This is a genomic window from Dyella sp. OK584 (assembly GCF_057787755.1).
Genome location: NZ_CM173542.1, coordinates 4,348,297 through 4,373,857 on the forward strand (window position 1 = coordinate 4,348,297; position 25,561 = coordinate 4,373,857).

General features: G+C 63.2%; 23 protein-coding genes and 5 tRNA genes. 4 read left to right on the top strand and 24 right to left on the bottom strand.

The genetic code is table 11. The features are described 5' to 3' along the window. Positions 1-24: 24 nt before the first annotated feature. The 22 genes from rpoB to AC3CBN_RS19760 form a co-directional block, all read right to left on the bottom strand. Positions 25-4,182 (bottom strand): DNA-directed RNA polymerase subunit beta, encoded by a 4,158-nt coding sequence (gene rpoB / locus AC3CBN_RS19655; protein WP_488634662.1) that lies wholly within the window; start codon positions 4,180-4,182, stop codon positions 25-27. A gap of 319 nt (positions 4,183-4,501) precedes the next feature. Beyond that, positions 4,502-4,873, bottom strand: coding sequence for a 50S ribosomal protein L7/L12 (rplL, locus tag AC3CBN_RS19660; RefSeq protein ID WP_266169338.1), 372 nt, complete (start codon positions 4,871-4,873; stop codon positions 4,502-4,504). A gap of 46 nt (positions 4,874-4,919) precedes the next feature. Then, complete coding sequence (gene rplJ / locus AC3CBN_RS19665) at positions 4,920-5,453, bottom strand: 50S ribosomal protein L10 (protein ID WP_488634663.1); 534 nt, start codon at positions 5,451-5,453, stop codon at positions 4,920-4,922. A gap of 336 nt (positions 5,454-5,789) precedes the next feature. Next, positions 5,790-6,497 (bottom strand): 50S ribosomal protein L1, encoded by a 708-nt coding sequence (rplA, locus tag AC3CBN_RS19670; RefSeq protein ID WP_488634664.1) that lies wholly within the window; start codon positions 6,495-6,497, stop codon positions 5,790-5,792. Between the two features lie 3 nt (positions 6,498-6,500). Beyond that, a complete protein-coding gene (gene rplK, locus AC3CBN_RS19675) occupies positions 6,501-6,929 on the bottom strand; it encodes a 50S ribosomal protein L11 (RefSeq protein WP_488634665.1) in 429 nt (142 codons plus the stop codon). 195 nt (positions 6,930-7,124) lie between these two features. Continuing rightward, positions 7,125-7,685 (bottom strand): transcription termination/antitermination protein NusG, encoded by a 561-nt coding sequence (gene nusG / locus AC3CBN_RS19680; RefSeq protein ID WP_488634666.1) that lies wholly within the window; start codon positions 7,683-7,685, stop codon positions 7,125-7,127. Positions 7,686-7,694: 9 nt separating this feature from the next. Next, entirely contained in the window at positions 7,695-8,090 is a 396-nt protein-coding gene (secE, locus tag AC3CBN_RS19685) for a preprotein translocase subunit SecE (protein ID WP_488634667.1), read from the bottom strand. Between the two features lie 81 nt (positions 8,091-8,171). Beyond that, positions 8,172-8,247, bottom strand: a tRNA-Trp gene (locus AC3CBN_RS19690). A 138-nt stretch (positions 8,248-8,385) separates the two neighbouring features. After that, the gene (gene tuf, locus AC3CBN_RS19695) at positions 8,386-9,576 is read right to left on the bottom strand and encodes an elongation factor Tu (protein WP_488634659.1); all 1,191 of its coding nucleotides are present in this window, start codon (positions 9,574-9,576) and stop codon (positions 8,386-8,388) included. Between the two features lie 65 nt (positions 9,577-9,641). Continuing rightward, positions 9,642-9,717 (bottom strand) — tRNA-Thr (locus AC3CBN_RS19700). A 24-nt stretch (positions 9,718-9,741) separates the two neighbouring features. Further along, positions 9,742-9,815, bottom strand: a tRNA-Gly gene (locus AC3CBN_RS19705). 30 nt (positions 9,816-9,845) lie between these two features. Then, positions 9,846-9,931, bottom strand: a tRNA-Tyr gene (locus tag AC3CBN_RS19710). A gap of 103 nt (positions 9,932-10,034) precedes the next feature. Next, a complete protein-coding gene (locus AC3CBN_RS19715; protein ID WP_488634668.1) occupies positions 10,035-10,523 on the bottom strand; it encodes an acyl-CoA thioesterase in 489 nt (162 codons plus the stop codon). A 73-nt stretch (positions 10,524-10,596) separates the two neighbouring features. Beyond that, positions 10,597-11,076, bottom strand: coding sequence for a GNAT family N-acetyltransferase (locus tag AC3CBN_RS19720; protein ID WP_488634669.1), 480 nt, complete (start codon positions 11,074-11,076; stop codon positions 10,597-10,599). A gap of 213 nt (positions 11,077-11,289) precedes the next feature. Then, positions 11,290-12,381, bottom strand: a complete 1,092-nt coding sequence (gene ychF / locus AC3CBN_RS19725; protein ID WP_488634670.1) for a redox-regulated ATPase YchF — start codon at positions 12,379-12,381, stop codon at positions 11,290-11,292. An 82-nt stretch (positions 12,382-12,463) separates the two neighbouring features. Continuing rightward, the gene (gene pth, locus AC3CBN_RS19730) at positions 12,464-13,048 is read right to left on the bottom strand and encodes an aminoacyl-tRNA hydrolase (RefSeq protein ID WP_488634671.1); all 585 of its coding nucleotides are present in this window, start codon (positions 13,046-13,048) and stop codon (positions 12,464-12,466) included. A 57-nt stretch (positions 13,049-13,105) separates the two neighbouring features. Then, the gene (locus AC3CBN_RS19735) at positions 13,106-13,750 is read right to left on the bottom strand and encodes a 50S ribosomal protein L25/general stress protein Ctc (RefSeq protein WP_488634672.1); all 645 of its coding nucleotides are present in this window, start codon (positions 13,748-13,750) and stop codon (positions 13,106-13,108) included. Positions 13,751-13,858: 108 nt separating this feature from the next. Then, positions 13,859-14,797: a ribose-phosphate diphosphokinase gene (locus AC3CBN_RS19740; RefSeq protein WP_488636775.1), complete on the bottom strand. Its 939-nt coding sequence runs from the start codon at positions 14,795-14,797 to the stop codon at positions 13,859-13,861. A gap of 52 nt (positions 14,798-14,849) precedes the next feature. Next, positions 14,850-14,926 (bottom strand) — tRNA-Gln (locus AC3CBN_RS19745). A gap of 15 nt (positions 14,927-14,941) precedes the next feature. Further along, positions 14,942-16,336 (bottom strand): 4-(cytidine 5'-diphospho)-2-C-methyl-D-erythritol kinase, encoded by a 1,395-nt coding sequence (ispE, locus tag AC3CBN_RS19750; protein WP_488634673.1) that lies wholly within the window; start codon positions 16,334-16,336, stop codon positions 14,942-14,944. Positions 16,337-16,503: 167 nt separating this feature from the next. After that, complete coding sequence (lolB, locus tag AC3CBN_RS19755) at positions 16,504-17,136, bottom strand: lipoprotein insertase outer membrane protein LolB (protein WP_488634674.1); 633 nt, start codon at positions 17,134-17,136, stop codon at positions 16,504-16,506. Next, positions 17,133-18,818, bottom strand: coding sequence for a tetratricopeptide repeat protein (locus tag AC3CBN_RS19760; protein ID WP_488634675.1), 1,686 nt, complete (start codon positions 18,816-18,818; stop codon positions 17,133-17,135). Before AC3CBN_RS19760 ends, lolB begins: the two co-directional genes overlap by 4 nt. 162 nt (positions 18,819-18,980) lie before the next feature. On the opposite strand from AC3CBN_RS19760, the gene hemA reads away from it, so the two are divergent. From hemA to ppk2, 4 genes are all read left to right on the top strand, one after another. Beyond that, positions 18,981-20,255 (top strand): glutamyl-tRNA reductase, encoded by a 1,275-nt coding sequence (gene hemA, locus AC3CBN_RS19765; RefSeq protein WP_488634676.1) that lies wholly within the window; start codon positions 18,981-18,983, stop codon positions 20,253-20,255. A 75-nt stretch (positions 20,256-20,330) separates the two neighbouring features. Then, the gene (gene prfA / locus AC3CBN_RS19770; RefSeq protein ID WP_488634677.1) at positions 20,331-21,410 is read left to right on the top strand and encodes a peptide chain release factor 1; all 1,080 of its coding nucleotides are present in this window, start codon (positions 20,331-20,333) and stop codon (positions 21,408-21,410) included. A gap of 225 nt (positions 21,411-21,635) precedes the next feature. Beyond that, complete coding sequence (locus tag AC3CBN_RS19775) at positions 21,636-23,741, top strand: O-linked N-acetylglucosamine transferase, SPINDLY family protein (protein ID WP_488634678.1); 2,106 nt, start codon at positions 21,636-21,638, stop codon at positions 23,739-23,741. A gap of 18 nt (positions 23,742-23,759) precedes the next feature. Further along, positions 23,760-24,539 (top strand): polyphosphate kinase 2, encoded by a 780-nt coding sequence (gene ppk2, locus AC3CBN_RS19780; protein WP_488634679.1) that lies wholly within the window; start codon positions 23,760-23,762, stop codon positions 24,537-24,539. A gap of 4 nt (positions 24,540-24,543) precedes the next feature. On the opposite strand, the gene AC3CBN_RS19785 is transcribed toward ppk2, so the two are convergent. Both AC3CBN_RS19785 and AC3CBN_RS19790 read right to left on the bottom strand, forming a co-directional pair. Continuing rightward, positions 24,544-25,041 (bottom strand): VOC family protein, encoded by a 498-nt coding sequence (locus tag AC3CBN_RS19785; RefSeq protein ID WP_488634680.1) that lies wholly within the window; start codon positions 25,039-25,041, stop codon positions 24,544-24,546. Between the two features lie 253 nt (positions 25,042-25,294). Then, complete coding sequence (locus AC3CBN_RS19790; protein WP_488634681.1) at positions 25,295-25,561, bottom strand: acylphosphatase; 267 nt, start codon at positions 25,559-25,561, stop codon at positions 25,295-25,297.

Consider the following 25,561-nt stretch of genomic DNA (forward strand, 5'->3'; position numbering starts at 1 on the left):
CGTAATCTCCCGTGACCGCGACGATCACTTGACCTCTTCGAGGTCGATGTCGATACCGAGCGAGCGGATTTCCTTCACCAACACGTTGAAGGATTCCGGCATGCCCGCCGCCATTTCATGGTTACCGTCGACGATGTTCTTGTACATCTGGTTACGGCCCTGCACGTCATCGGACTTCACCGTCAGCATTTCCTGCAGGGTGTAGGCCGCGCCGTAGGCTTCGAGTGCCCAGACTTCCATTTCGCCGAAGCGCTGACCACCGAACTGCGCCTTGCCGCCCAGCGGCTGCTGGGTGACGAGCGAGTACGGACCGGTCGAACGCGCGTGCATCTTGTCGTCAACCAAGTGGTTCAGCTTCAGGTAGTGCATGTAGCCAATCGTGACCGGGCGATCGAATGCTTCGCCGGTACGACCGTCAAACAGCATCGTCTGGCCGGATTCCGGCAGATCGGCAAGCCTGAGCATCGCCTTGATCTCGGTTTCCTCGGCACCGTCGAACACCGGGGTGGCCATCGGCACGCCTTCCTGGAGGTTGTTCGCCAACGTGATGATTTCCTCATCGGTCAGCGACTTCAGGTCGACATGCTGCACGGCACCGGCAACGTGGTGGTTGTAGATCTGGTCGAGGAACTCGCGGATCTGCGCGACCTTGGCCTGCGCCTCGATCATCTTCTGGATCTTCTTGCCCAGGCCCTTGGCGGCCCAGCCCAGATGCACTTCCAGAATCTGGCCGATGTTCATACGCGAAGGCACGCCCAGCGGATTCAACACGATGTCCACCGGCATACCGTCGGCGGAGAACGGCATGTCCTCCACCGGCACCACGTTGGACACCACACCCTTGTTACCGTGGCGACCGGCCATCTTGTCGCCCGGCTGGATACGGCGCTTCACGGCCAGGAACACCTTGACCATCTTCAGCACGCCCGGAGCAAGGTCGTCGCCCTGGGTGATCTTGCCCTGCTTCTCCTTGAAGCGCTTCTCGAACTCTTCCTTGTGACGCTTGACCTGATCGGCGGCGCGCTCGAGGAACTCGGTGACGTCCTCTTCCTTGACGTTGACCTTGAACCAGTCGTCCTTCTTCAGGCCGTCGAGGTAGGCGTCGGTGATTTCCGCACCGCGCTTCAAACCACCCGGACCACTCATCGCGGACTTGCCGACGAGCTGGGTGCGCATACGGTTGTAGATAGCGCCTTCGAGGATGCGGAACTGGTCATCAAGATCCTTGCGGATACGCTTGATTTCCATTTCCTCGATCTGCTTGGCGCGCTTGTCCTTCTCGATGCCGTCGCGGGTGAAGACCTGCACGTCGATAACGGTGCCATCCATACCCGGCGGCACGCGCAGCGAGCTGTCCTTAACGTCGGACGCCTTCTCGCCGAAGATCGCGCGCAGCAGCTTCTCTTCCGGCGTCAGCTGGCTTTCGCCCTTGGGCGTGACCTTGCCGACCATGATGTCGCCGGCCTTCACTTCCGCACCGATGTACACGATGCCGGATTCGTCGAGGCGAGCCAGCGCCTGCTCACCCACGTTCGGGATGTCAGCGGTGATCTCTTCGGCGCCCAGCTTGGTGTCACGCGCGATGCACGACAGCTCCTCGATGTGGATCGAGGTGTAGCGGTCTTCCTGCACGACGCGCTCGGAGAGCAGGATGGAGTCTTCGAAGTTGTAGCCGTTCCACGGCATGAAGGCGATCAGCATGTTCTGGCCGAGCGCGAGCTCGCCCAGGTCGGTCGACGAACCGTCGGCCAGCGTGTCGCCCTTCGCCACGATGTCACCCACGTTCACCAGCGGACGCTGATTGAGGTTGGTGTTCTGGTTGGAACGGGTGTACTTGGTCAGGGTGTAGATATCGACGCCGGCGTCGTTGTCGCCGACCTCTTCCTCGTTCACGCGCACCACGATACGAGCCGCATCGACCTGGTCGATCACACCGCCGCGCTTGGCGGTGGTGATGACACCCGAGTCACGCGCCACGGCGCGCTCGATGCCAGTACCTACCAACGGAGTCTGCGAACGCAGGGTCGGCACGGCCTGACGCTGCATGTTCGCGCCCATCAGCGCGCGGTTCGCGTCATCGTGCTCCAGGAACGGCACGAGTGCCGCTGCAACCGACACGGTCTGCATGGGCGAGACGTCCATGTAGTCCACTTCGGAGGCCGGACGCAGCTCGGACTCGCCGCGGAAGCGGCAGGACACGAAGTCTTCGACGAAGGCACCATCCTTGAGCGGCGAGTTCGCCTGCGCAATGACGTGGTCGCCTTCCTCGATGGCCGAGAGGTAGTCCACCGTGTTGGTGACCTTGCCGCCTACGACCTTGCGGTACGGCGTCTCGAGGAAGCCGTACGTGTTGGTGCGGGCGTACACGGCCAGCGAGTTGATCAGGCCGATGTTCGGGCCTTCCGGCGTTTCGATGGTGCAGACGCGGCCGTAATGGGTCGGATGCACGTCGCGTACTTCGAAGCCGGCGCGCTCGCGGGTCAGGCCGCCCGGTCCCAGGGCCGAAACGCGACGCTTGTGCGTCACTTCCGACAGCGGGTTGTTCTGATCCATGAACTGGCTGAGCTGTGAGGAGCCGAAGAACTCCTTCACCGCCGCCGCAACCGGCTTGGCGTTGATCAGTTCCTGCGGGGTCAGACCCTCGGACTCGGCCAAGCTAAGGCGCTCGCGCACGGCGCGCTCGACGCGCACCAGGCCGATGCGGAAGGTGTTCTCGGCCATTTCGCCGACCGAACGCACGCGACGGTTGCCCAGATGATCGATATCGTCGACGGTACCGTGACCGTTCTTGATGTCGATGAGGACCTTGAGCACCTCGAGGATGTCGGAACGGTCACCCTGCGACTTGACCAGCGACTGGGCTTCCTCTTCCTTGCGGTCGCCGAAGTACTTGCGATCGAACAGCACGCCCGGACCCGTGATCTCCTGGCGACCCACGCGACGGTTGAACTTCATGCGACCCACGGCCGACAGGTCGTAGCGGTCGAAGGTGAAGAACAGGTTGTAGAACAGGTTCTGCGCAGCGTCCTTGGTCGGCGGCTCGCCCGGACGCATCATGCGGTAGATTTCCACCAACGCTTCGAGCTGCGTCTTGGTGTTGTCGATGCGCAGGGTGTGCGAGATGTACGCGCCACGATCGAGATCGTTCACGTACAGCGTCGGCACGACTTCGATGCCGGCCTTGCGGAAGTTTTCCAGCTGCTCGGCGGTGATTTCGTCATTGGCCGAGGCCAGCAGCTCACCGGTCTTGCTGTCGACGATGTCGGTGGCCAGGATGCGGCCGACCGGGTAGTCGTCCGGCACTTCCAGCGCAGTGATGTTCTCGGCGGCCAGCTGACGCACGTGACGCGCGGTAATGCGCTTGCCGGCTTCCACCAGCACATTGTCGCCGATGGTCAGGTCGAAGCTCAGCGTTTCGCCGCGCAGACGCTCGGCGACGAGTTCCAGCGTGGTGCCACCCTTCTTGCCCAGGTGGAACACGTTGTGCTCGAAGAACGTATCGAGCATCTCGACGTTGTTGTAGCCGAGCGCGCGCAGCAACACCGTCACCGGCAACTTGCGGCGACGGTCGATACGGGTGAACAGCGCGTCCTTCGGGTCGAACTCGAAGTCGAGCCACGAACCACGGTAAGGAATCACGCGAGCGGAGAACAATAGCTTGCCCGAGCTGTGCGTCTTGCCGCGATCATGATCGAAGAACACGCCCGGCGAACGATGCAGCTGCGAGACGATGACGCGCTCGGTGCCGTTGATGATGAAGGTGCCGGTGTCGGTCATGAGCGGAATTTCGCCCATGTAGACCTCCTGCTCCTTCACGTACTTGACGGCCTTCTTGGAGGCCGGGCTGTCCTTGTCATAGATGACCAGGCGCACGGTCACGCGCAGCGGCGCACCGAACGTCATGCCACGGTTGCGGCATTCGCGCTCGTCAAAGGCAGGCTCGCCCAGGCGATAGTCGACATACTCAAGCGCGGCATTGCCCGAATAGCTGGCAATCGGGAACACCGACTTCAGCGCGGCGTGGAGACCCTTTTCGTCGCGCTGCTTGGGAGCGACATGCTCCTGCAGAAACTCGCGATAGGAATCGGTCTGGATGGTCAGCAGGTTCGGCACGCCCAATACAGGTGGACGCTTGCCGAAATCCTTGCGGATGCGCTTCTTCTCGGTAAACGAGTAGGTCATGGTGGGTACCGCCTCGGTTCGCAGTGACGCCGGTGGTGCACACACCGGCTGATTTGTGAAAGCTGTGTCTGCCGTGACGGGCAAGATGTGCTGCCCTGCCCGTCAGTGCGTCAAAAAGGCATAAATCAAAGGTCGGCGATGTTCTGCAGGCCTTTCAGTGCTGTCTTCCCGACGCGTAAAACACGAACCTTAAAGATGACATTTGGTCGTTACAGGCCGCATCTCCCTACGCGGACCTCTGCAACAGGCAAAGCCCGGGGACTTACGTCCCCAGGCTTGCTTGACGCTAGATCAAACTGACGGCGCGCAAGAGCGCCGATTACTTCAGTTCGACCGTGGCGCCGGCTGCTTCGAGGTCCTTCTTGAACTTCGCAGCGTCTTCCTTCGAAGCGGCTTCCTTCACGACGCCACCGGCCTCGGTCAGGTCCTTCGCTTCCTTCAGGCCCAGGCCCGTAATGGCGCGGACGGCCTTGATCACGTCGACCTTCTTCTCGCCGGCGCTCTTCAGGATCACGTCGAACTCGGTCTGCTCTTCAGCAGCCGGGCCAGCGGCGGCCGGGCCAGCGGCAACCATCACCGGGGCGGCGGCGGTCACGCCAAACTTCTCTTCGATGGCCTTCACCAGGTCCATCACTTCCATCAGCGACTTGGCGGCGACGGCTTCAACGATCTGTTCGTTGGTCAGGGACATTTTGCTTTACCTCTGGAAATTGATTCGAATTAAATAGTCAACGAACTTAGGCGGGCTCGGCTTCAGCCGGGGCTTCGGCGGCGACTTCGCCACCACCCTGCTTGTCGGCCACAGCCTTGACGACGCGAGCGAACATCGACGCCGGCTCAGCCAACACGCGGGCCAGCATGGCGAGGGCCTGTTCGCGGGTCGGCAGCGAAGCCAGCACTTCAACGTGCTCAGCCGGAAGCAGCTTGCCTTCCACCGAGACGATGCGCGCCTTCAGCTTGTCGTTGCCCTTGGCGAATTCCTTGATCAGGCGACCGGCAGCGCCGGGCTCCTCGGTCGAGAATGCGTACAGCAGCGGACCGGTCAGGGCGTCCTTGACGACCTCGAAATCGGTACCGACTACAGCGCGCGAAGCCAGGGTGTTCTTGACAACTTTCAAGAACACGCCGGACTCACGAGCCTTTTTGCGCATCGCGGTCATCTGAGCGACCGTGGTGCCCGCATACTCGACAGCGACCAAGGAGTGAGCCTTCGCGGCAACTTCTGCCAGTTCGGCGACTACTTCTTGCTTCTGAGAGAGATTCAGAGCCATTTTTCACTCCTCTTATGAACTCCGCTTACGGCTCCTGCCGCTTGCGGTCCTGAGCGACGCCATCCGTGACGTCGGGGACGTGAGTCCCGGGTGGTGGCCTTTCCAGAAAAACGATTCCAGAAGGGGCAGCACCATCTACGCAGGCTAGGTCCGTGGTAGCACCCGATTAAGCGATCCCGCTAACGGCGACGGCGATTCCCTGCCAGATCCGAGCTCCCTGCCCGTCGTCGTCGTGCGCTGATGCGCCTGCGGTCTTTGACGGCGACCCCGACCATGGGCCAGGGCTGCCCTCAAAAACGTGCCCGCACCGGCTCACGCCGATGCGGGACTTGATTCTTACTTGGTCAACAGCGTCAGCGACGAGGTATCGACCGGCACGCCCACGCCCATGGTGCTGGACAGGGCAATCTTCTGCAGGTACTGACCCTTGGCGGTCGACGGCTTGGCCTTCAGCAGGTCATTGACCAGCGTGTTCAAGTTGTCCGCGAGCTGGGCAGCGTCGAAGCTGGCCTTGCCGATGGTGGCGTGGATGATGCCCGCCTTGTCGTTGCGGAACTTCACCTGGCCAGCCTTGGCGTTCTTGACGGCCGTGGCGACGTCGGCGGTGACCGAGCCGTCCTTCGGGTTCGGCATCAGGCCACGGGGGCCGAGCAGCTGACCGAGCTTACCGACCACGCGCATCGCGTCCGGCGTAGCAATCACGCGACCGAAGTCGAGATCGCCAGCCTGCATACGCTCGGCCAGGTCTTCCATGCCGACGGCGTCGGCACCGGCGGCCTTGGCAGCCTCGGCCTTCTCACCGGCCGGCACGAACACGGCGACCTTGACGGTCTTGCCGGTGCCGTGCGGCAGCAGCGAGGAGCCGCGCACGCCCTGGTCGGACTTCTTGGCATCGATGCCGAGGCGGACGGCGACGTCCACGGACTCAGCGAACTTCGCCTTGGCGTTGTTCTTGACGATGTTGAGGGCTTCTTCCAGGCCGTAGATCTTGCCCGGCTGCACTGCGGCCTGAGCGGCCTTCAAACGCTTCGTGAGCTTTGCCATGTCTTAACCCTCCACCACCAAGCCCATGCTGCGCGCGCTACCAGCGATGGTGCGCACGGCAGCGTCCAGATCAGCAGCCGTGAGATCCGGCTCCTTCTGCTTCGCAATGTCTTCCAACTGCTTGCGGGTGATCTTGCCGACCTTGTCGGTGTTCGGCTTGGGCGAACCCTTGGCGACACCGGTGGCCTTCTTGATCAGGATCGAGGCCGGGGGAGTCTTGGTGATAAAGGTGAAGCTACGGTCGGAATAGGCCGTGATGATCACCGGAATCGGCAGACCCGGCTCCAGCTTCTGCGTGGCGGCATTGAACGCCTTGCAGAATTCCATGATGTTCAGGCCGCGCTGACCGAGGGCAGGACCCACCGGCGGCGACGGGTTGGCCTGACCGGCCTTGACCTGCAGCTTGATGTAACCAGTTACTTTCTTTGCCATTTGATTTTCCTCGCGAGTTCAAGCGCCTTGCGGCTCCTCGCAGTACTTCGTCCATGGATAGAGGAAGGCCCGCCATCCTGCGGACCTCGGAAACACGGACACGCAGAGCCAAAAGGCTCCGGCGTGAACCGCGTAGTTTAGAGACTGATCAAGTTTTAAGCAAGCCCCATGCCTGAGGCGTGCCAACGGGGTCAATCAGGCCTTTTCGACCTGACCAAACTCCAGCTCGACCGGGGTCGAACGACCGAAAATGAGCACCGCGACGCGCAGGCGGCTCTTCTCGTAATTGACTTCCTCGACCACGCCGTTGAAGTCGTTGAACGGGCCCTCGGTGACGCGAACCATTTCACCTGGCTCAAACAGCACCTTCGGACGGGGCTTCTCGACGCCCTCGCGGACACGGCTGAGAATGGCATCGGCCTCGCTGTCGCGAATCGGCAGCGGGCGATCCGCCGTGCCACCGATGAAACCCATGACCTTCGGGGTTTCCTTGACCAGATGCCAGCACTCGTCGTCGATACGCGGCGCCTTGCCCTCGGTGTCCGTCTCGATCTGCACGAGAACATAACCCGGGAAGAACTTGCGTTCGCTACGGCGCTTCTGGCCGCCACGCATCTCGATGACCTCTTCGGTCGGCACCAACACTTCGCCGAACCTCTCTTCCATACCGGCGCGGCGGATACGCTCATCGAGCGACCGCTTTACCTGGTTTTCGAAGCCCGAATAGGCGTGCACCACATACCAACGCTTGCTCATGCCATCACCTCATGTACCCAGCTTGAGCAGCCAGTCGAGCACGACCGACTTCAGGATTAGGTCGATCAGGCCCAACAGCAGCGAAAGCACAATGACCACAACCATGATGATGCCGGTGGTCTTGAGTGTCTCGTCACGGGTGGGCCAGACCACCTTGCGCAGTTCGAACTGCGATTCACCGAGGAACGTGCGTACGCGACGCCCCGGCGCAGTAAAGGCACCAATAGCCAGCGAGATGACCAGCGCGACAAGCACGCCAAGCATTCGGACCGATTGAGGAATGGAGCTGTCGCTACCGAACCACGAGTAAGCGAAAACGCCAGCAGCTAGCACCAGCACTGCCAGCACCAGCCTGCCGATATCAGCGGCGTTGACGCCCTTGGTCTGTTCTGCCTTCGTATTCATGCGAAGTGATCGAATGAGAGAGGGCATCGACCGGCTACGGCCACTATGCCATCCATCACCCGTCGTGGATCCTCGGGAAGATGGCACGCCAGGAGGGACTCGAACCCCCAACCTGCGGTTTTGGAGACCGCTGCTCTGCCAATTGAGCTACTGGCGTATACGAAAAAGTGTGAAGTCGCTCGCCTTGCCGCCACAAGGAGGCGCCTTAGGCGCCATCCGGGAGTGAGAAGGCCTTGACCGCCCCCACCCCTGGTTCCTTGCAGCCCGCAATGCGGGCGACTTCCCAGTGTACAGCTTACTTGATGACCTTGGCCACCACGCCGGCGCCGACGGTGCGGCCACCTTCGCGAATGGCAAAGCGCAGGCCTTCGTCCATCGCGATCGGGTGGATCAAGGACACCACCATCTTCACGTTGTCGCCCGGCATCACCATCTCGACACCATCCGGCAGCTGGCAAGCGCCAGTCACGTCGGTCGTGCGGAAGTAGAACTGCGGACGGTAGCCCTTGAAGAACGGAGTATGACGGCCACCCTCGTCCTTCGACAGCACGTACACCTCAGCCTCGAAGTCCGTGTGCGGGGTGATCGAACCCGGCTTGGCCAACACCTGACCACGTTCCACGTCGTCGCGCTTCAGACCGCGCAGCAGCAGACCGGCGTTGTCGCCTGCCTGGCCCTGGTCCAGCAGCTTGCGGAACATTTCCACGCCCGTGACGGTGGTCTTCTGGGTCGGACGGATGCCGACCACTTCGATTTCGTCACCGACCTTGATGATGCCGCGCTCGATACGACCGGTCACCACGGTGCCGCGGCCCGAGATCGAGAACACGTCTTCCACCGGCATCAGGAACGGCTTGTCGATCACGCGCACCGGCTCGGGGATGTAGCTGTCCAGCGCATCCACCAGCTTGATGATCGCCGGTATGCCGATTTCGCTCTGATCACCTTCCAGCGCCTTCAGCGCCGAACCGTGGATGATCGGCGTGTCGTCGCCCGGGAAGTCGTACTTGCTCAGCAGCTCGCGCACTTCCATCTCGACCAGCTCGAGCAGCTCGGCGTCGTCCACCATGTCGGCCTTGTTCAGGAACACGATGATGTACGGCACGCCCACCTGGCGCGACAGCAGGATGTGTTCGCGCGTCTGCGGCATCGGGCCGTCAGCGGCCGAGCACACCAGGATCGCGCCGTCCATCTGCGCGGCACCCGTGATCATGTTCTTCACGTAGTCAGCATGGCCCGGGCAGTCCACATGGGCGTAGTGGCGCTTGGGCGATTCGTATTCAACGTGGGCAGTCGAGATCGTGATGCCGCGCGCCTTCTCTTCCGGCGCCGCGTCGATCGCGTCATATGCCTTGAACTCGCCACCGAAACGCTCGGCGCCAACCTTCGTCAGCGCAGCCGTCAGCGTCGTCTTGCCGTGGTCCACGTGACCAATCGTGCCGACGTTGACGTGCGGCTTGGTGCGTTCGAATTTACCCTTTGCCATACGCCTAAAACCCCGATGGAGTCAAATGATGAAAAGTGGAATGGTACCCGCGGACCGCGGTGAGATGGTGCTCATGACTGGAATCGAACCAGCGACCTCTTCCTTACCAAGGAAGTGCTCTACCGACTGAGCTACATGAGCACGAAACACCTGAGACGACTTCAATGGAGCGGGAGACGGGGATCGAACCCGCACCATCAGCTTGGAAGGCTGAGGTTCTACCATTGAACTACTCCCGCCTGGTACAACAGCCTTACGCGGAAATCGTCTGGTGGAGGGAGGTGGATTCGAACCACCGAAGGCGTAAGCCAGCAGATTTACAGTCTGCCCCCGTTGGCCGCTTGGGTATCCCTCCAACAAAGAACGGCTATTGTGTGGATCGGCCCCTGAGCTGTCAACACCTGTCGCGGGAAAATTGACGTTTTTCCGCGATTTTTTCACTGCATACCGCGATCGCTTCAGATGCTTTGGGCAGCGCGTGTGTCGACCAGTTGCTCCATCTCCTTGGACAGCTCCATCAGCTTCATGGCTTGCTCCTGCAGGCGATGCTCGTTGTCGTCACGAGGCAACCATGCCGGCACGCTGGTCGGCCTGCCATCCGGGGCATCCAGCGCCACGAAGACCATCACGCAACTGGTGGCCAGGTGGTGCTCATCCTTGCGCAGGTCGCGCGCTAACACATCCACGGCCATGTGCATGCTCGATCGGCCGGTATGGATCACACGAGCCCGCACGGTGACCAGGTCACCGATCAGGATCGGTGCCACGAACTGGATGCCACTGACCGCGGCGGTGACGCAATACGCCCCGCTCCAAGCCACCGCACACGCATAGCCAGCCTGGTCGATCCACTTCATCACCATGCCGCCGTGCACCTTGCCGCCGAAGTTGACGTCGGTCGGCTGGGCGAGGAAACGGAAATTCACTTCGTGCTGCTTACCGGGCATGGATCGGGGACTCCGGAGGCGGGAAAGGCATCATTATGCGCCGCGTCGCATAGCCGCACATGGCCCATCTGCATCAAGGCTGATCGCTCTCTCGATAGATCATCGGCATGCTTACGATCTTGCCCGGCACCCTGCGCGGATCGCCGTCCCGCACGAAACCCAGGCGGAGGTAGACCGGAATCGCGCCAAGAGAGGCATTCAAGGTGAACACCCGGGTGCCGGCACGGCGCATACAGTCGCGACGCAGCCGCTCCCACAACTTCCTGGCAATGCCGCGCCTCTGGTAGCGGGTACCGACGAATAGTTGGAATACGTGGCTGTCGTTGCGCACGGCCGCGATCCCCGCCAGCACCCCATCGACAAAGGCCAGATGAAAACGCTGGCCAACCCGTATTTTTTCGCGGATCACCGGCGTGCTCAGCGCATCCTCCACCGCCACCGCGCCTGCGCGGGGCTGGCCGGGAATGATCCAGCGACGTACGACGCGCCGGGCCAATCGGGCGATGGCAGGCGCATCCTCTTCGCGCGCAAGTCGTAATCGCAGATCACCCATGCGGGCATCACAGCATGTGCCTGCGGTGCCGGCAAGGTGACGCCTTCTTCAGAAGTGCATCCTGCGCACAACCAACCCGCTCCCATGAAGCCACGCAAGGTGGTAATGACACAGCGCGTTGGCCGCGCACAATTTGCGCTTCCGCAATGATCGACATGGCACAAAAAAGCCGCGCATTGCGCGGCTTTTTTTCATCGGCAGGACGGCGTCAGATCAGACGTTGAACAGGAAATGCAGCACGTCACCGTCCTTGACGATGTAATCCTTGCCTTCCTTGCGCAAACGGCCCGCCGCGGCGGCGCCCGCCTCACCCTTGTACTGGATGAAGTCGTCGTAGGAGACGGTCTCGGCGCGGATGAAGCCACGCTCGAAGTCGGTGTGGATCACGCCGGCCGCCTGCGGACCGGTGAAACCACGCTTGATCGTCCATGCGCGCACTTCCTTCACACCGGCGGTGAAGTAGGTCTGCAGGTTGAGCAACTTGTAAGCCGCCCGGATCACGCGATTGAGGCCCGGCTCATCCAGGCCAAGATCCTTGAGGAATTCATCGCGGTCGGCGTCGTCGAGCTGCGCCATCTCTTCTTCGATGGCAGCGCACACCGGCACCACTTCGGCACCCTCCGTGACGGCGCGAGCACGCACGGCGTCGAGGTGCGGATTGTTCTCGAAACCGTCTTCGCGCACGTTGGCGATGTACATCAGCGGCTTGAGCGTGAGCAGGAACAAGTCGCGCACCAGCGCCTTTTCCTCATCGTCCAGGCCCAAACTGCGAGCGGACTTGCCTTCGTTGAGGCCGGCGGCAATCTTCTGCAACACGGGCTTCTTGGCCATCGCTTCCTTGTCGTTGGCCTTGGCCGCGCGCTCGGCGCGGTTCAATGCCTTCTCGACGGAGTCGAGGTCGGCCAGCGCCAGCTCGGTGTCGATGGTTTCGATATCGGCGATCGGGTCGACCTTACCCGCCACGTGCACGATGTCACCGTGTTCGAAGCAGCGCACCACATGGGTGATTGCATCCACTTCGCGGATGTGCGCCAGGAACTTGTTGCCCAGGCCTTCGCCCTTGGATGCGCCCGCCACAAGGCCGGCGATGTCGACGAACTCGACGGCAGTGGGGATCACCTTCTGCGGCTTGACGATGTCCGATAGCGCCTGCAGGCGCAGATCCGGCACCGGCACCACGCCCACGTTCGGCTCGATGGTGCAGAACGGGAAGTTGGCCGCAGCGATACCGGCATTAGTCAGCGCGTTGAACAGGGTGGACTTGCCGACGTTAGGCAGGCCGACGATGCCGCATTTGATGCCCATGGTTTGAATCCGGGTAAAGAAAATCGTGAGTGGGGAATCGTAGATCAGGCGTCGAATCGCTTAGCGATTCGCCATGCCCGGCTTACGCTTCCTTGGGTGTGTGGAGCTGCAGCATGGCCTTGTCGAACTGGCCATCAACCGCCAGCGGCAGCACATCGAGTGCGCGGGCAATGCCGTCGACGATGGCATCCTCGTCCTTCGCGGACGGGCGGCCCAGCACCCACGGCGTGACCTTGTCCTTGTGACCGGGATGACCAATACCCACGCGCAGGCGATGGAATTTTGCGTGGCCCAGGTGCGCGACGATGTCACGCAAGCCGTTCTGGCCACCGTGGCCACCATCGAATTTCAGGCGCACGGTGCCGGGATCGAGATCCAGCTCGTCGTGTGCCACCAGGCACTCCTCCGGCTCGATCTTGTAGTAGCGCAACGCCGTGACCACGGCGAGGCCACTTTTGTTCATGAAGGTGGAGGGCTTGAGCAGCCAGACCGACTCGCCGCCGATGCGGACCTTGCAGGTCTCGCCATGCAGCTTGCCGTCGAAACCGAAGCGCTCGCCCTGCCCTGACGCCAGGGCGTCAACAAACCAGAACCCGGCGTTGTGCCGGGTTCTGAGATATTCGGCACCGGGATTACCCAGTCCGACAATGAGGCGCAGACCCGCCATAAGGCCAAGTAAGCACGCAAACGCGCCGCATCCGGTGAGGATGCGGCGCGCGGCGACTTACTTCTTGGGAGCCTCGGGAGCCGGGGCAGCTTCGCCCTCGGCCGGAGCGGCGTCCACTTCTTCCTTCACCGTGTTGGCGGTGACAACGGCTGTGTCATGGTCGGCACCCAGGTGCAGCGCAACGATTTCCACGCCCTTGGGCAGCTTGAGCTCGGACAGATGGATGATGTCGCCCGGCTTGACGTCGGCCAGATCCAGCTCGATGAATTCCGGCAGATCCTTCGGCAGGCAGGAGATTTCCACTTCCGTCAGGTTGTGCGAGATCACCACGCCCGAGGTCTTGGCGGCCGGCGACTTGTCCTGATTGAGGAAGTGCAGCGGCACGCTGATGCGGATAGCCGCATTCTCGTCCACGCGCAGGAAGTCCATGTGCAGCATCTGCTGCTTGAACGGATGCTTCTGCCAGTCACGCACCAGCACCTTCTGCACCTTGCCGTCGACGTTCAGGTCGAGCACGGACGAGAAGAACCACTCGTTCTTGGCGGACAGGAGGATGGTGTTGTGCTCGATCTGGATGCTCTCCGGGGCCGAACCGGCGCCGTAGACAACAGCAGGAACGAAGCCGGTGAGACGCAGGCGGCGGCTCGCACCTTTCCCCTCGTCCTTGCGGCCCTGAGCCTTGATTTCGTGAGTCGTAGCCATGTTGGTATTGCCTATCAGTAGTTGAGCTGCCTCGCGGCAGTCAGGTGACTCCCCCGCGACCAGAGGAGTCATGCAATGGCGACGGACACGCGCCCGCCGCCATTAAAATCAGTCGATGTACAACGAGCTCACCGACTCGCCAAAGGCGATGCGGCGGATCGTTTCGGCCAGCAGCTCGGCGACCGAGAGCTGACGGATCTTGGCGCAGGCGGCCACTTCGGGGCGCAGCGGCAAGGTATTGGTGACCACCAGCTGGTCGAGCTGGGAGCCTTCGATGTTGCGGATGGCAGCGCCCGAGAGCACCGGGTGCACGCAGTACGCCACCACCTTGCGGGCGCCGCGCTCCTTGAGAGCTGCAGCCGCCGCGCAGAGCGTACCGGCGGTGTCGACGATGTCGTCCACCAGCACGCAGGTCTTGCCGTCCACCTCACCGATGATGTTCATCACCGTGGCCACATTGGCCTTCGGGCGGCGCTTGTCGATGATGGCCAGATCCGCATCGTCGAGTCGCTTGGCCATCGCACGGGCGCGCACCACGCCACCGACGTCCGGGCTAACCACGATCAGGTCGTCCATGCTGTGGTTGCGCCAGATGTCCGCCAGCAGCACCGGCGACGCATAGACGTTGTCCACCGGAATGTCGAAGAAACCCTGGATCTGGTCGGCGTGCAGGTCAACCGTAAGCACGCGGTCGACACCGGCCGTGCCGATCAACTTGGCCGCCAGCTTGGCCGTGATCGGCACGCGTGCCGAACGCGGACGGCGATCCTGGCGGGCATAGCCGAAGTACGGCATCACCGCGGTGACGCTGGCGGCCGAGGCACGCTTGAGCGCATCGACCAAGGTCAGCAGCTCGAACAAGTTTTCCGCGCTCGGTGCACCGGTGGGCTGCAACACGAACACTTCCTGGCGGCGGACGTTTTCCTCGATTTCGATCTGGACCTCGCCGTCGCTGAAGCTGCCCACCAGGGCTTTGCCCAGCGGCACACCCAGGCGCTGGGCGACATCCTCGGCCAGCGCGCGATGCGCGTTGCCGGTGAAGAGCATCGGACCGGACGTGTCAACAGTCATTTTTTTAAACCTGAGCCATTGTGTGGAATGGCTGGGGCGGCAGGATTCGAACCTGCGCATGCGGGAATCAAAATCCCGTGCCTTAACCAGCTTGGCGACGCCCCAGTATCACTGGATTTCCTACTTGCCTGCCCCGTCGGCGCCTCGATGGCGCGCCAGAGCGACATGCAACGGAGATATGTCCTCGCCCCTGGCCACATGGGCCGTGAATCTGGCAGGACAGCGCTCCGCTATGGCCTCGGCGCGTTCCGGAGAGTCCGTCTCCAGGAACACACACGCACCGCTGCCGGAAAGCCTTGCCCGGCCGAAGCCGTCGAGCCAGTCCAGCGCCGCAGCCACGCGCGGATGTCGCGCGCGGACCACAGGCATGAACGTGTTCTCGACCGTTTCGCCCGAAGCAAAGGATGAAATTGTCGCCGGCGGCGCATTTCGTGTCAATTCAGAAGCTTGAAAAAGTGCTGCGGTGGGCACGGATTCGTGGGGATCAAGCACCACATACCAGCGTTGCGGCAGTGCGATCGGGGTCAATTTCTCGCCGATGCCCTCCGCCCAGGCTGAACGTCCGCGCACAAACACCGGCACGTCCGCACCCAATTGGCGACCTAGCTCGGCCAGGGCGTTCTCGTTCAAACCGGTGCCCCACAAGCGGTTCAGCGCCACCAACATGGTAGCCGCATCGGAACTCCCGCCACCCAGGCCACCGCCCATCGGGATGCGCTTCTCCACCTCGATATCAACACCGGCACCTGCCGGCGCATGAGGCTGCAGCAAGCGGGCCGCGCGCACCACCAGATCAGTGTCGGCGGGCACGCCGGGGACTTCGGTCAGCCGATGGACCTGGCCGTCCCGGCGCGGCCGTAGGCGGATCTCGTCGCCCCAATCGAGCAGGCGAAACACCGTCTGCAACTCGTGGTAACCGTCGGCTCGCCGCCCGGTGATACGCAAGAACAGGTTGAGCTTGGCGGGTGCCGGCCAGACGGTCCAGTCGGCTGGATCCGGCGGCGCCAGTGGCCGACTCATGAACACGCGCAAGTCATCCGGGAAGCCGTTTTCCCGGTCGCGCTCGCGGGCAAAGTCGAATTCGGGGCGACTCTTGTCGACTGCCGTAAAGCCATGTTTGGCGTAGAACGGGGCATTCCACGGTACGTCCGCCAGCGTGCCCAGGTCGACCCGGTGGTAGCCGGCCATGCGCGCCCAGCCACAGGCATGCTCGAGCAAGGCCGCACCGATCCCGCGCTGGCCGTGCGAAGGCAGCACGTCCATTTCGGCCACACCGATGGCTTCGCCGCCCTCTTCCGCGTCCAGCCAGATGAAGCCAACCGGCTCGCCTGAGCCGATCACGGCCACCCACACCAAGCCGCGAGCGATCGCCTCATGCAGGATTTCGGGCGGCACCGATACGCGGCGGTACGACGGCCACGCGCGGTGACCACGGAACAACTCCACCGCCGCGCGCTCGATGGCGCACAGGGCGTCGACCTGGCTGGGGCGGGCGCGCTCGATGTGGAAGGTCATGAGAATTCCGTCTTCTTTCTTCTTCCTCTCCCCTTCGGGGAGAGGACCGAGGTGAGGGGCGGGTGCTCGCGAAGACGCTGCTACGAAGCACGCTTCTATCAAGCCATATCGCCAGATTGGCCCCTCACCCTGCCCTCTCCCCGCAGGGGAGAGGGAAAAGCTGGGCGTTACTGGAAGCTCCAGGACTCCACCGACAGCTTCACCTTGTACGGCGGGTTCTCGGCAAACACCTTTTCTGGCACAGCCGCTGGCTGACGAGAGGCGTCCCAAGCCGGATAGGTAACGCTCCAGCCATCCTGCGTCAGTAGCGACGGCAAGCCATCGTCGCCGAATTTCAGCTCGGCCGGGCCGCTGTCCGCACGCAGACCCATCACCCAGGCGCGCAGATCGCGCAGCGGCACGCGCCAACCCAAGGCCTTCTGAACCAGCGACTCCGCATCCGGGCTGCGCAATGGCCCGCCATCGAGCCCTTCGAGCGTGGCGCCCTCCGGTGTCACGCTGAGGCGGAAGCTCTTGCTGCCTACCGGCCCGCGCACGACGAACTCGTAACTGTCTCCGTTTTGCGTCCACGTGAGCGTGCCACTACCGCCGTCCTTCTTGCCGTTGACTTCACCGGATACGCCGATCTTGCCCTGCAGCACCCAGTGGTCGGACTTGGCCATCAGGTGTTCGCGCGCGCGTTGCTGATCCAGGAGCACGGCATAGTCGGCCTTGGGCGCGGGGCGCACGGCTTCCTTGTGGACGCAGGCGGCTAGCAGCAGCGGCAACGCTGCCGCAAGAAAACGAAGGGGAAGCTTCATGGATTGAGGCGCTTGAGAGTGTTGTGAAGGCTGGTGCTTTGCGGATCGATCTTACGCACTTCGTCAAACATCCGCCGCGCGTCTTCCTGGCGCCCCTGCTTCCACAGCACTTCGCCCAGGTGCACGCCGACGTCCGAGTCCTTGCGTGCTGTCCACGCACCACGCAGGGTTTTCTCAGCCTGGTCCAGGTGGCCGAGGCGGTATTGCAGCCAGCCCCAGGAATCCAGGATGGCCGGATCGTTCGGCCGGGCAGCGCGGGCAGTCTCGATCAGCCGCTGCGCCTCCGGCAGGTCGCGGTTGGCGTCGGCCAGCGTGTAGCCCAGCGCATTGCTGGCGTCGGTATCGTCAGGCTTGAGTTCCAGAAGATGACGGAAATCACCCACGGCGCGGTCGATGTCGCCCGCCTCGGCGTACGCCAGCCCGCGCCCGTATAGCAGTGCGGGATCGTCCGGCGTTACCTGCAGCGCGCGACTGAATGAGCGCTCGGCCTGACCGAATTGCTGCTCGTTCATGTACAGCTCGGCGTCCACCTCGTATGCGCGGCGCAGCATGGCGGGCTGGTCCAGATAGTCCGTCTGCATCTGCGCCAGTTGCTCATGCGCCTCGGCGCTGCGCCCCAGGTCCTGCAGCAGCACGGCGCTGCGCACATCGGCGTCGAACGCGTGGTCGTCGTCGTCGGTCACCTGGTCGTACCACTTCAACGCATCCTGCTTGCGATCGAGCATCTCGGCCAGCTGACCCAACAGGTAGGCGCTGCCCTGGCGCACGTCGTCCGGCGAGCGCTGAAGCTGGGTGTACAGGCGGTTGATCGTCTTGGTGTCGTTGTTGCGGGCGGCCAGGGCGGCACGCATGGCATAGGTGTCGGCATCCTGCGGCCCGCTATCCAGCAAGCGCGCCGCGCCGGCGTAGTCGCCCCCTTGCCCCAGCAACGTGGCGTAGGCCAGGCGCAGGTGGGTGTTCTTCGGATCCTTGGCCAGTGCCTTGTCGAACAGCAGCTTGGCACCGGCCTTGTCGCCGTCGCGGTACTTCATCTGGCCGAGCCAGGCATAGGTTTCCGCCGTGCCGAACCGCTTTGCCGCGGTTTCTGCGATCTGCAGGGCGTAAGCGTGGCGACCGAGCTTGTCACCCAGCTCGCTCATCGCCAGCCAGGCCTGGGGATCAGCCGGCAACCGCTGCGGCGTGGCGACCGATTCCAGCAATTGGATCGCCTGCGCGGCGTCGCGGCTGCCGATCAGCACACGTCCGAACTGGCGCCAGGCGTCCGGATCGCCAGTGCTCACCAGCAGCTCAAGTTGCTTGCGCGCCTCTTCCGTATTGCCCTGGCTCAGCGCCAGCTGGGCGCGCGCCTGCGCCAGCGGTGCCGGCTTGGCGCCCAAGGCCTGCCATCGGATAATGGCAGCCTGTGCCGCCGGGGTATCGCGAATGGCAATGGCCATCGCGGCGGCCTGCTCGGCCACTTTGGGGTCGTCCGAAAGCATCATGGCCCGGCCGTAAGCCGCCGAGGCCGCCTTGAGATCGGTGCGGGTGAGCGCCATCTCGCCAGCCATGAGCTGTGCGATCAGGTCGTGGTCTTCATCGGGCGTGGCGACCACCAGGTGGTCGAGCGGCTGGTTGGATGCGGCCGGCTGATGCCTGGGCGACCCCGACATGGTGGCGCACCCGGCCAGGGCCAGCATGGCCATCCAACTGACCCCAAAATGCCGCAGTTGCTTGAACTTGACCCACCTGCTCAGCACACTATTCTCCGCTCATCCGTTTGTATTGGCCGCTTTTACTTTAGAACGGCCGGTGCTAAAGCCTAGTTTACGCTGCCGGATGCCCCTCGCCTTGAATTGCCCTGAACCATGACGCTGATCGCCTTAGGGCTCAATCACCTCACCGCGCCGGTCAACCTGCGCGAGCAAGTGGCATTCGATGCGGAGGCCACGAGCGCCGCCCTGCAGGCGCTCACCCGCGAACCTGGCGTGGAAGAGGCGCTGATCCTTTCCACCTGCAACCGTACCGAACTCTACGTAAGCGTGGCAGCAGGCGCCGAAGGCATTCCGCAAGCGTGGCTCAGCCGCCACCATCAGCTGACTGCGGGTAGGCTCGATGAGTTCCTGTATCGGCATGATGAAGACGCTGCCGTGCGTCACATGTTCCGCGTCGCGACCGGCCTCGACTCAATGGTGCTGGGCGAACCGCAGATTCTGGGTCAGGTGAAGGACGCGTATCAGCAGGCCCGCGATGCCCAGGCACTGCGCGCGCCGATGGAGCGCCTGCTGCAGCACACTTTTGCCGTGGCCAAGCGTGTGCGCACAGATACCCGCATTGGCGCGCATACCGTGTCGGTGGCGTTCACCGCGGTGCGTCTGGCTGAGCAGGTATTCACCGACCTGCGCCAGGCCTGCGTGTTGCTGATCGGCGCGGGGGACACCATCGAGCTGGCCGCGCGCCACCTCGCGGACAAGCAGGTGCGTCGGCTGATCGTGGCCAATCGCACGCTGGAGAACGCACAGGAGCTGGCCGGTCGCTACGGCGGCTATGCGATCTCCCTGCACGACCTGCCACAGCATCTCGCCGAAGCGGACATCGTCATCAGCTCCACTGCCGCTCGCCAGCCGGTTGTCACGCACGCCATGGTCGAGAAGGCCATCGTCACGCGCCGGCGCAAGCCCATGTTCATGGTGGACATCGCCGTGCCGCGCGATATCGAGCCTTCGGTGGGCGATCTCGGCGATGTGTTCCTCTACGGCATCGACGACCTGCGTCAGGTGATCGACGACAACCGCCGTTCGCGCCAGGCCGCCGCCCGCGAGGCGGATGCCATCATCGACTTGCAGGTTGATCGTTATATGGCCTGGCGCCGCGCGCTCACCGTGCGCAACCCGGCGGTGGACCTGCGCCAGCATGCCGAAGGCTATCGCGACGAAGTGCTGGAGAAGGCGCGAGCCATGATTGCTCGCGGCAAGACGCCGGACGAAGCGCTGGCCTTCCTTGCCAACACGCTCACCAACAAGCTGCTGCATCACCCCAGCGCGCGCCTGCGCGAGGCAGCGCTCAGCGGCGACATGGACCTGCTGCATGCAGCAGGTCGCCTTTATGGTCTGGACGAGAAATCGGAACTGAGCGAAGAGTAGCGACGACGAGTCAACGCCCCGACGCTGTACGCTTGCGCGTTATCTCGCTCCCCACTTTTCGACTCGTTCCTGCCCATGACTCCTTCGATCCGCCGCAAGCTCGAATCCCTCGCCGAACGTCACGAGGAGATCGGACTGCTGCTCGCCCAGCCTGACGTGCTCGCCGACAACACGCGTTTTCGCGAGCTATCGCGCGAATACTCGCAGCTTGAGCCGCTGGCCGCGTCGCTGCGCGAGCATGACCAGGCCGAGCGTGAACTGGGCGAGACACGCGCCATGCTGGACGATCCGGAAATGCGCGACATGGCGCAGGACGACATCGGTCGACTGGAACAACGCCTGGTCGAACTCGACGACGAGCTGCAGATTTTGCTGCTGCCCAAGGACCCGCGCGACGACGCCAACCTGTTCCTCGAAGTACGTGCGGGCACCGGTGGCGACGAGGCAGCGATCTTCGCCGGCGACCTGTTCCGCATGTACACGCGCTACGCCGAGCGTCGCCGCTGGCATGTCGAAGTGCTCAGCGAGAATTTGGGCGAGCACGGTGGCTACAAGGAAGTCGTGGCGCGCATCGAGGGCAAGGGCGCGTATTCGCGGCTGAAGTTCGAGTCCGGAGCGCATTGCGTCAAGCGAGTACCAACCACCGAAGCACAAGGGCGCGTACACACATCTACGGCGACTGTTGCGGTACTCCCTGAACTCGACGACATCGTGGACATCGAGATCAATCCGGCAGACCTCAAGACCGATACGTTCCGCTCCTCAGGCGCCGGCGGCCAGCACGTCAACAAGACCGACTCGGCGATACGCATCACTCACCTTCCCACCGGGATAGTGGTCGAATGCCAGGACGAGCGCAGTCAACATAAGAATCGCGCCCGAGCGCTGAGCTTGCTCAAGGCCCGACTACTCGACGAAGCACAGTCCAAGCAGGCTGCCGAACAGGCTGAGTCTCGTCGATTGCAGGTGGGTAGCGGCACTCGCAGCCAACGTATCCGCACCTACCGCTACAAGGACAATCTGGTGACAGATCACCGTGTTGGCCTTGATCTCTACCGTCTCCCGGAGATTATGCAGGGCGACCTGGACGAGCTGGTCGACACGCTCACCCGCGAGAATCAGGTCGACGAACTGAAGGCGCTGACGGCCAGCTAAGGAACCTGTGAATCCAAGCCGGCATCCCAGCGAGGCGCTTTTCAACAGCCGAAGGGCTGGTCAAGCCGGGACCCAGTGACTTCGCAAGGTGTTGAAGGCACTGGATTCCGGCATTCGCCGGAATGACGAGCAAAACGTGCACGGACATCCCGAAGTGCAAGCGCCAGTTTGCACTCGTCGCGAAAGTGGATTGGCAGCCGCGGCGCCCTGCGCTAGTTTGGGCGGATGACTGACCTCTTTACCCTCTCTTCCAAGGCCCTGGCGCAGCAGATCATCGAACTGATCGAACGCGGCGCATACGGCGAAGCCGAACAATCGGCCCTACAGGCACGCGGACACTATCCGGATGATGCCGAACTGGCGCGCCTGCACGGCGTCGCCCTGATGCAGCTGCAGCGCCATGCCGATGCCGTCCAGGCACTCGAGCAGGCCGCGCAGCTGGCTCCGCAGAGCATCGAAGTGCAGTGCAATCTGGGTAGTGCCCAGGTTGCCAATGGCGATGCCGACAACGCGATCGAGCGCCTTCGCGCTGCGTTGCGCATGGCGCCGGGTCACCCCGCCGTACTGCTGACGCTCGGCAATGCCCTGATGGCTGCAGCGCGTTACCAGCACGCTCGCGAGTCCTACGCCATGGCCACCCATGGCGCACCTGCCCACGCGGGCTTGCGCCTTAACCTCGCCGCCGCCGAGCTGGAACTTGGCCATGCCGATCAGGCCAAGCAGCATATCGAAGAAGCCTTGCAGCTGTATCCGCGCTTCGACGCTGCCTACGCCCTGCGCGGACGCATCCTGCAAAAACAGGGACAGCCGGCCCAAGCCACCGAGGCATGGTTGCAGGCCGAACGCCTGTCGCCACAGAACCCGCAATATCCGTTTGCCGTCGGCCAGTCGCTGGAGGATGCCGGCCAGCTCGCGGCAGCAGGCGACGCCTATGAACGCACGCTGCGAATCAACCCTAACGATGGCCGCGCGGTCGGTCAGCTGTTGTTCCTGCGCCGCCGCCTCTGCGACTGGCGCGATCTGGACGACCTGAGCGCACGACTACAGCAGGCGGTTGTCGACGACAGCGCCGTGGTCAGCCCGTTCGCGATGCTCGCCGAGGATGTCGACGCCACCCTGCAGCTGCGCTGCGCCACCGCTTATGCCGCGTCGGTCGAGCAACAGGCGGCAGCACTGCGCAAGCAGCAGGCGTTCACGCATGCCAAGCCCGCACCGGATGCGCCGGTCCGCGTGGGGTTCGTCGCCGACGGCTTCAACGAACACGCCACCGGCCTGCTGATGGTCGCCATGTTCGAAGCCCTTGCCGACGAAGAGAACCTGGACCTGCACCTGTTCGCGACCACGCCGGACGACGGCGGCCCAATCCGCCAACGGCTGGCAACGGCCACCACACTGCATGACGTCTCCGCGCTCAACCACGCCCAGGTGGCGGAGCGCATTCACGACACCGGCATCGAGATCCTGTTCGATCTCAACGGTTACTCGGGACATGACAACGCCGAGCTGTTCGCGCTGCGCCCCGCACCAGTGCAGGTGAACTGGCTGGCCTACCCGGGCAGTTCCGGCGCGCCGTGGATCGACTACCTGATGGCCGACAGCACCGTGCTGCCTGACAGCCTGCGAGCCACCGTCAGCGAAAAACTGCTGCGCTTGCCGCGCTGCTACCAGCCCAACGACAACACCCGCGTGGTGGCCGAACCACCTTCACGCATCGAATGCGGGCTGCCTGAGCATGGCACCGTGTTCGCCTGTTTCAACAACAGCTACAAGCTCAACCCGGCTGCCTTCGCGCGGCTGATGCTGGTGCTGCAGCAAGTGCCGGACAGTGTGCTGTGGCTGCTCAGCGGGCCGGAAAGTGCCGATGACCGCTTGCGCACCGCTGCCAGCACCGCGGGTATCGCGCCGGAGCGACTGGTATTCCTGCCTCGCCTGCCGCATGTCGACTATCTGGCCCGCTACGTCCACGCCGATCTGTTTCTGGACACGCTGCCGTACAACGCGCACACCACCGCATCGGATGCGCTGTGGGCCGGCTGCCCCGTGCTGACCTGCACGGGTGACACGTTCGCCGGTCGCGTCGCCACCAGCCTGCTTCAGCGCCTGGGTCTGCCCGAGCTCGTCTGCGAGGACGAGGAATCGTTCATCGCCATGGCCACGCAGCTGGGCAACGATCGCGATGCGCTCACTACCCTGCGTCAGCATCTCTCGCAGCAACGCACGCAGAGTCCGTTGTTCGACATGCAGGGTTTTGCCACTGATTTCCACCGCGCCGTGCAGGCGATGAGCGCGCGCTATCGCATAGGACGCAAGCCGGTCGACCTCGATCTCTAGCCCACGGAGTACCCGCAGATGGCCAAGAAGGACAAGACCTACCGTCGCGAGATGGAAGAGCTTCAGCTGGAACTGGCCTCACTGCACCGATGGCTGCAACGCAGCGGCCATCGGGTGGTGGTGATCTTCGAAGGTCGCGACGCCGCCGGCAAGGGCGGCACGATCAAGGCGATCACCGAATCGATGGACACGCGCGGCTATCGCATTGCCTCGCTGTCCAAGCCGAACGAAACCGAAGCCACGCAGTGGTACTTCCAGCGCTACGTGGAACACCTGCCGAGCGCGGGTCAGATCGTGCTGTTTGATCGCAGCTGGTACAACCGCGCGGTGGTGGAGCCGGCCATGGGTTTTTGTACGAAAGCCCAGTACAAGGCATTCATGGCGGCAGTGCCGGCTTTTGAAAAACTGCTGACAGACGACGGCATCATCCTGCTCAAGTACTGGCTGGCGGTGGACCAGAAGCAACAGGAGGAGCGCTTCGCCGAACGCGCCGAGGACCCGCTCAAGCGCTGGAAGCTTTCGCCAAACGATCTGGCTTCGCGTCAAAAGTACGACGAGATCGGGCACCTGCGTGACGTGATGATCGAGCGCACGCAGCGCCCGGCAGCACCATGGTTCGTGGTCGACTTCAATGACCAGAAGCGCGGGCGCATCAACCTCATCCGGCACTTGCTGCAACAGGTGCCGCGCCATGACGAAACCATACCCGAGCCGAAACTGCCCAAGCTCAAGGGCAAGCCCAAGAGCGAGCACGTCACTGACAAGGCATTGTGGGTGCCCGATACCTGCGAGGAATGAGCAACTAGGCTGCCGCGCGGCGCAGCTCGATCAGGTCGAGCTTCTTCATCTGCATCATCGCGGCGGTAACGCGGGCGACCTTGCCCGGATCGGAATCGGCAAGCAGGCGGATCATCTCGTCCGGCACCACCTGCCATGACAGACCGTAACGGTCCTTGAGCCAGCCGCACTGCTGCGCCTTCTCATTGCCACCCTCGGTGAGCTTGGCCCAGTAGTGATCCACCTCTTCCTGCGAGCGGCAGTGGACGACGAGTGACACCGCTTCGTTGAAGCTGAAGATCGGGCCGCCGTTGAGCGCCGCGAGCGATTGGCCGTCCAATTCGAAGTCGACGGTCATCACCGAACCCTCAGGGCGCCCGGAGGCCGCTGCGCTCTCGGCCGTGAAGCGCGTGGTGTTGAGGATGCGGGAGTTCTCGAACACCGAGACGTAAAACGCGGCAGCCTCTTCGGCCTGATCGTTGAACCAGAGGAACGGAGTGATGCGCTGGAAGCGGGATGACATGAAAGCTCTCCTGTGCAAAGTGGCACCGCCCATCCTGGCGCGGTGGCCGTGGGATCAACGCCCGCTGCCGGGCTTATCCATGCGACGAACTACAGGAGCGGGAATAGACACGCCATGGTCGCCATCGCGTGTGTTGTCCCTGTCGACTTTGCGTGAAGGTTGTCTCCCGCTGAACGACGGACGCGATGACGCCAGGACGGCGCACAGCGAAACGCCGCGCCTCCCTGGTCGGTCGACGACTGCGAGGCGGTATTCAGCCGGTTTGAAAACCGCGCACATCGGGCGCGGTGCATTCCTCGCGGGTCACGGCATCCACTTGAGCGGCCGATGGTCCGTGCCACAGCCAGCGTTCCAGCGCTTCCAGCGCCGAACTCGAACCGCTGGCGACCACTTCCACGCGCCCGTCAGGCAAATTTTTCGCATAGCCGGTGAGCTCCAGCGCCAGTGCCTGCTCGCGAGCGCTGGCGCGATAGAACACACCCTGCACTTTGCCGCTGACCAGGAATCGCGCCGCTGCCAT

Bases quoted from the DNA above. Each gene is read 5' to 3' on its own strand.
- rplK (WP_488634665.1), bottom strand. From the start codon at position 6,929: ATGGCAAAGAAAGTAACTGGTTACATCAAGCTGCAGGTCAAGGCCGGT.
- AC3CBN_RS19740 (WP_488636775.1), bottom strand. From the start codon at position 14,797: ATGCTCTTCACCGGCAACGCGCATCGCGCGCTGGCCGAGGATGTCGCC.
- pth (WP_488634671.1), bottom strand. From the start codon at position 13,048: ATGGCGGGTCTGCGCCTCATTGTCGGACTGGGTAATCCCGGTGCCGAA.
- AC3CBN_RS19775 (WP_488634678.1), top strand. From the start codon at position 21,636: ATGACTGACCTCTTTACCCTCTCTTCCAAGGCCCTGGCGCAGCAGATC.
- AC3CBN_RS19715 (WP_488634668.1), bottom strand. From the start codon at position 10,523: ATGCCCGGTAAGCAGCACGAAGTGAATTTCCGTTTCCTCGCCCAGCCG.
- rplL (WP_266169338.1), bottom strand. From the start codon at position 4,873: ATGTCCCTGACCAACGAACAGATCGTTGAAGCCGTCGCCGCCAAGTCG.
- prfA (WP_488634677.1), top strand. From the start codon at position 20,331: ATGACTCCTTCGATCCGCCGCAAGCTCGAATCCCTCGCCGAACGTCAC.
- rpoB (WP_488634662.1), bottom strand. From the start codon at position 4,182: ATGACCTACTCGTTTACCGAGAAGAAGCGCATCCGCAAGGATTTCGGC.
- rplA (WP_488634664.1), bottom strand. From the start codon at position 6,497: ATGGCAAAGCTCACGAAGCGTTTGAAGGCCGCTCAGGCCGCAGTGCAG.
- ppk2 (WP_488634679.1), top strand. From the start codon at position 23,760: ATGGCCAAGAAGGACAAGACCTACCGTCGCGAGATGGAAGAGCTTCAG.
- rplJ (WP_488634663.1), bottom strand. From the start codon at position 5,453: ATGGCTCTGAATCTCTCTCAGAAGCAAGAAGTAGTCGCCGAACTGGCA.
- ychF (WP_488634670.1), bottom strand. From the start codon at position 12,381: ATGGGCATCAAATGCGGCATCGTCGGCCTGCCTAACGTCGGCAAGTCC.
- AC3CBN_RS19735 (WP_488634672.1), bottom strand. From the start codon at position 13,750: ATGGCTACGACTCACGAAATCAAGGCTCAGGGCCGCAAGGACGAGGGG.
- lolB (WP_488634674.1), bottom strand. From the start codon at position 17,136: ATGAAGCTTCCCCTTCGTTTTCTTGCGGCAGCGTTGCCGCTGCTGCTA.
- AC3CBN_RS19785 (WP_488634680.1), bottom strand. From the start codon at position 25,041: ATGTCATCCCGCTTCCAGCGCATCACTCCGTTCCTCTGGTTCAACGAT.
- hemA (WP_488634676.1), top strand. From the start codon at position 18,981: ATGACGCTGATCGCCTTAGGGCTCAATCACCTCACCGCGCCGGTCAAC.
- AC3CBN_RS19790 (WP_488634681.1), bottom strand. From the start codon at position 25,561: ATGGCAGCGGCGCGATTCCTGGTCAGCGGCAAAGTGCAGGGTGTGTTC.
- nusG (WP_488634666.1), bottom strand. From the start codon at position 7,685: ATGAGCAAGCGTTGGTATGTGGTGCACGCCTATTCGGGCTTCGAAAAC.
- secE (WP_488634667.1), bottom strand. From the start codon at position 8,090: ATGAATACGAAGGCAGAACAGACCAAGGGCGTCAACGCCGCTGATATC.
- AC3CBN_RS19760 (WP_488634675.1), bottom strand. From the start codon at position 18,818: ATGGCCATGCTGGCCCTGGCCGGGTGCGCCACCATGTCGGGGTCGCCC.
- tuf (WP_488634659.1), bottom strand. From the start codon at position 9,576: ATGGCAAAGGGTAAATTCGAACGCACCAAGCCGCACGTCAACGTCGGC.
- AC3CBN_RS19720 (WP_488634669.1), bottom strand. From the start codon at position 11,076: ATGGGTGATCTGCGATTACGACTTGCGCGCGAAGAGGATGCGCCTGCC.
- ispE (WP_488634673.1), bottom strand. From the start codon at position 16,336: ATGACCTTCCACATCGAGCGCGCCCGCCCCAGCCAGGTCGACGCCCTG.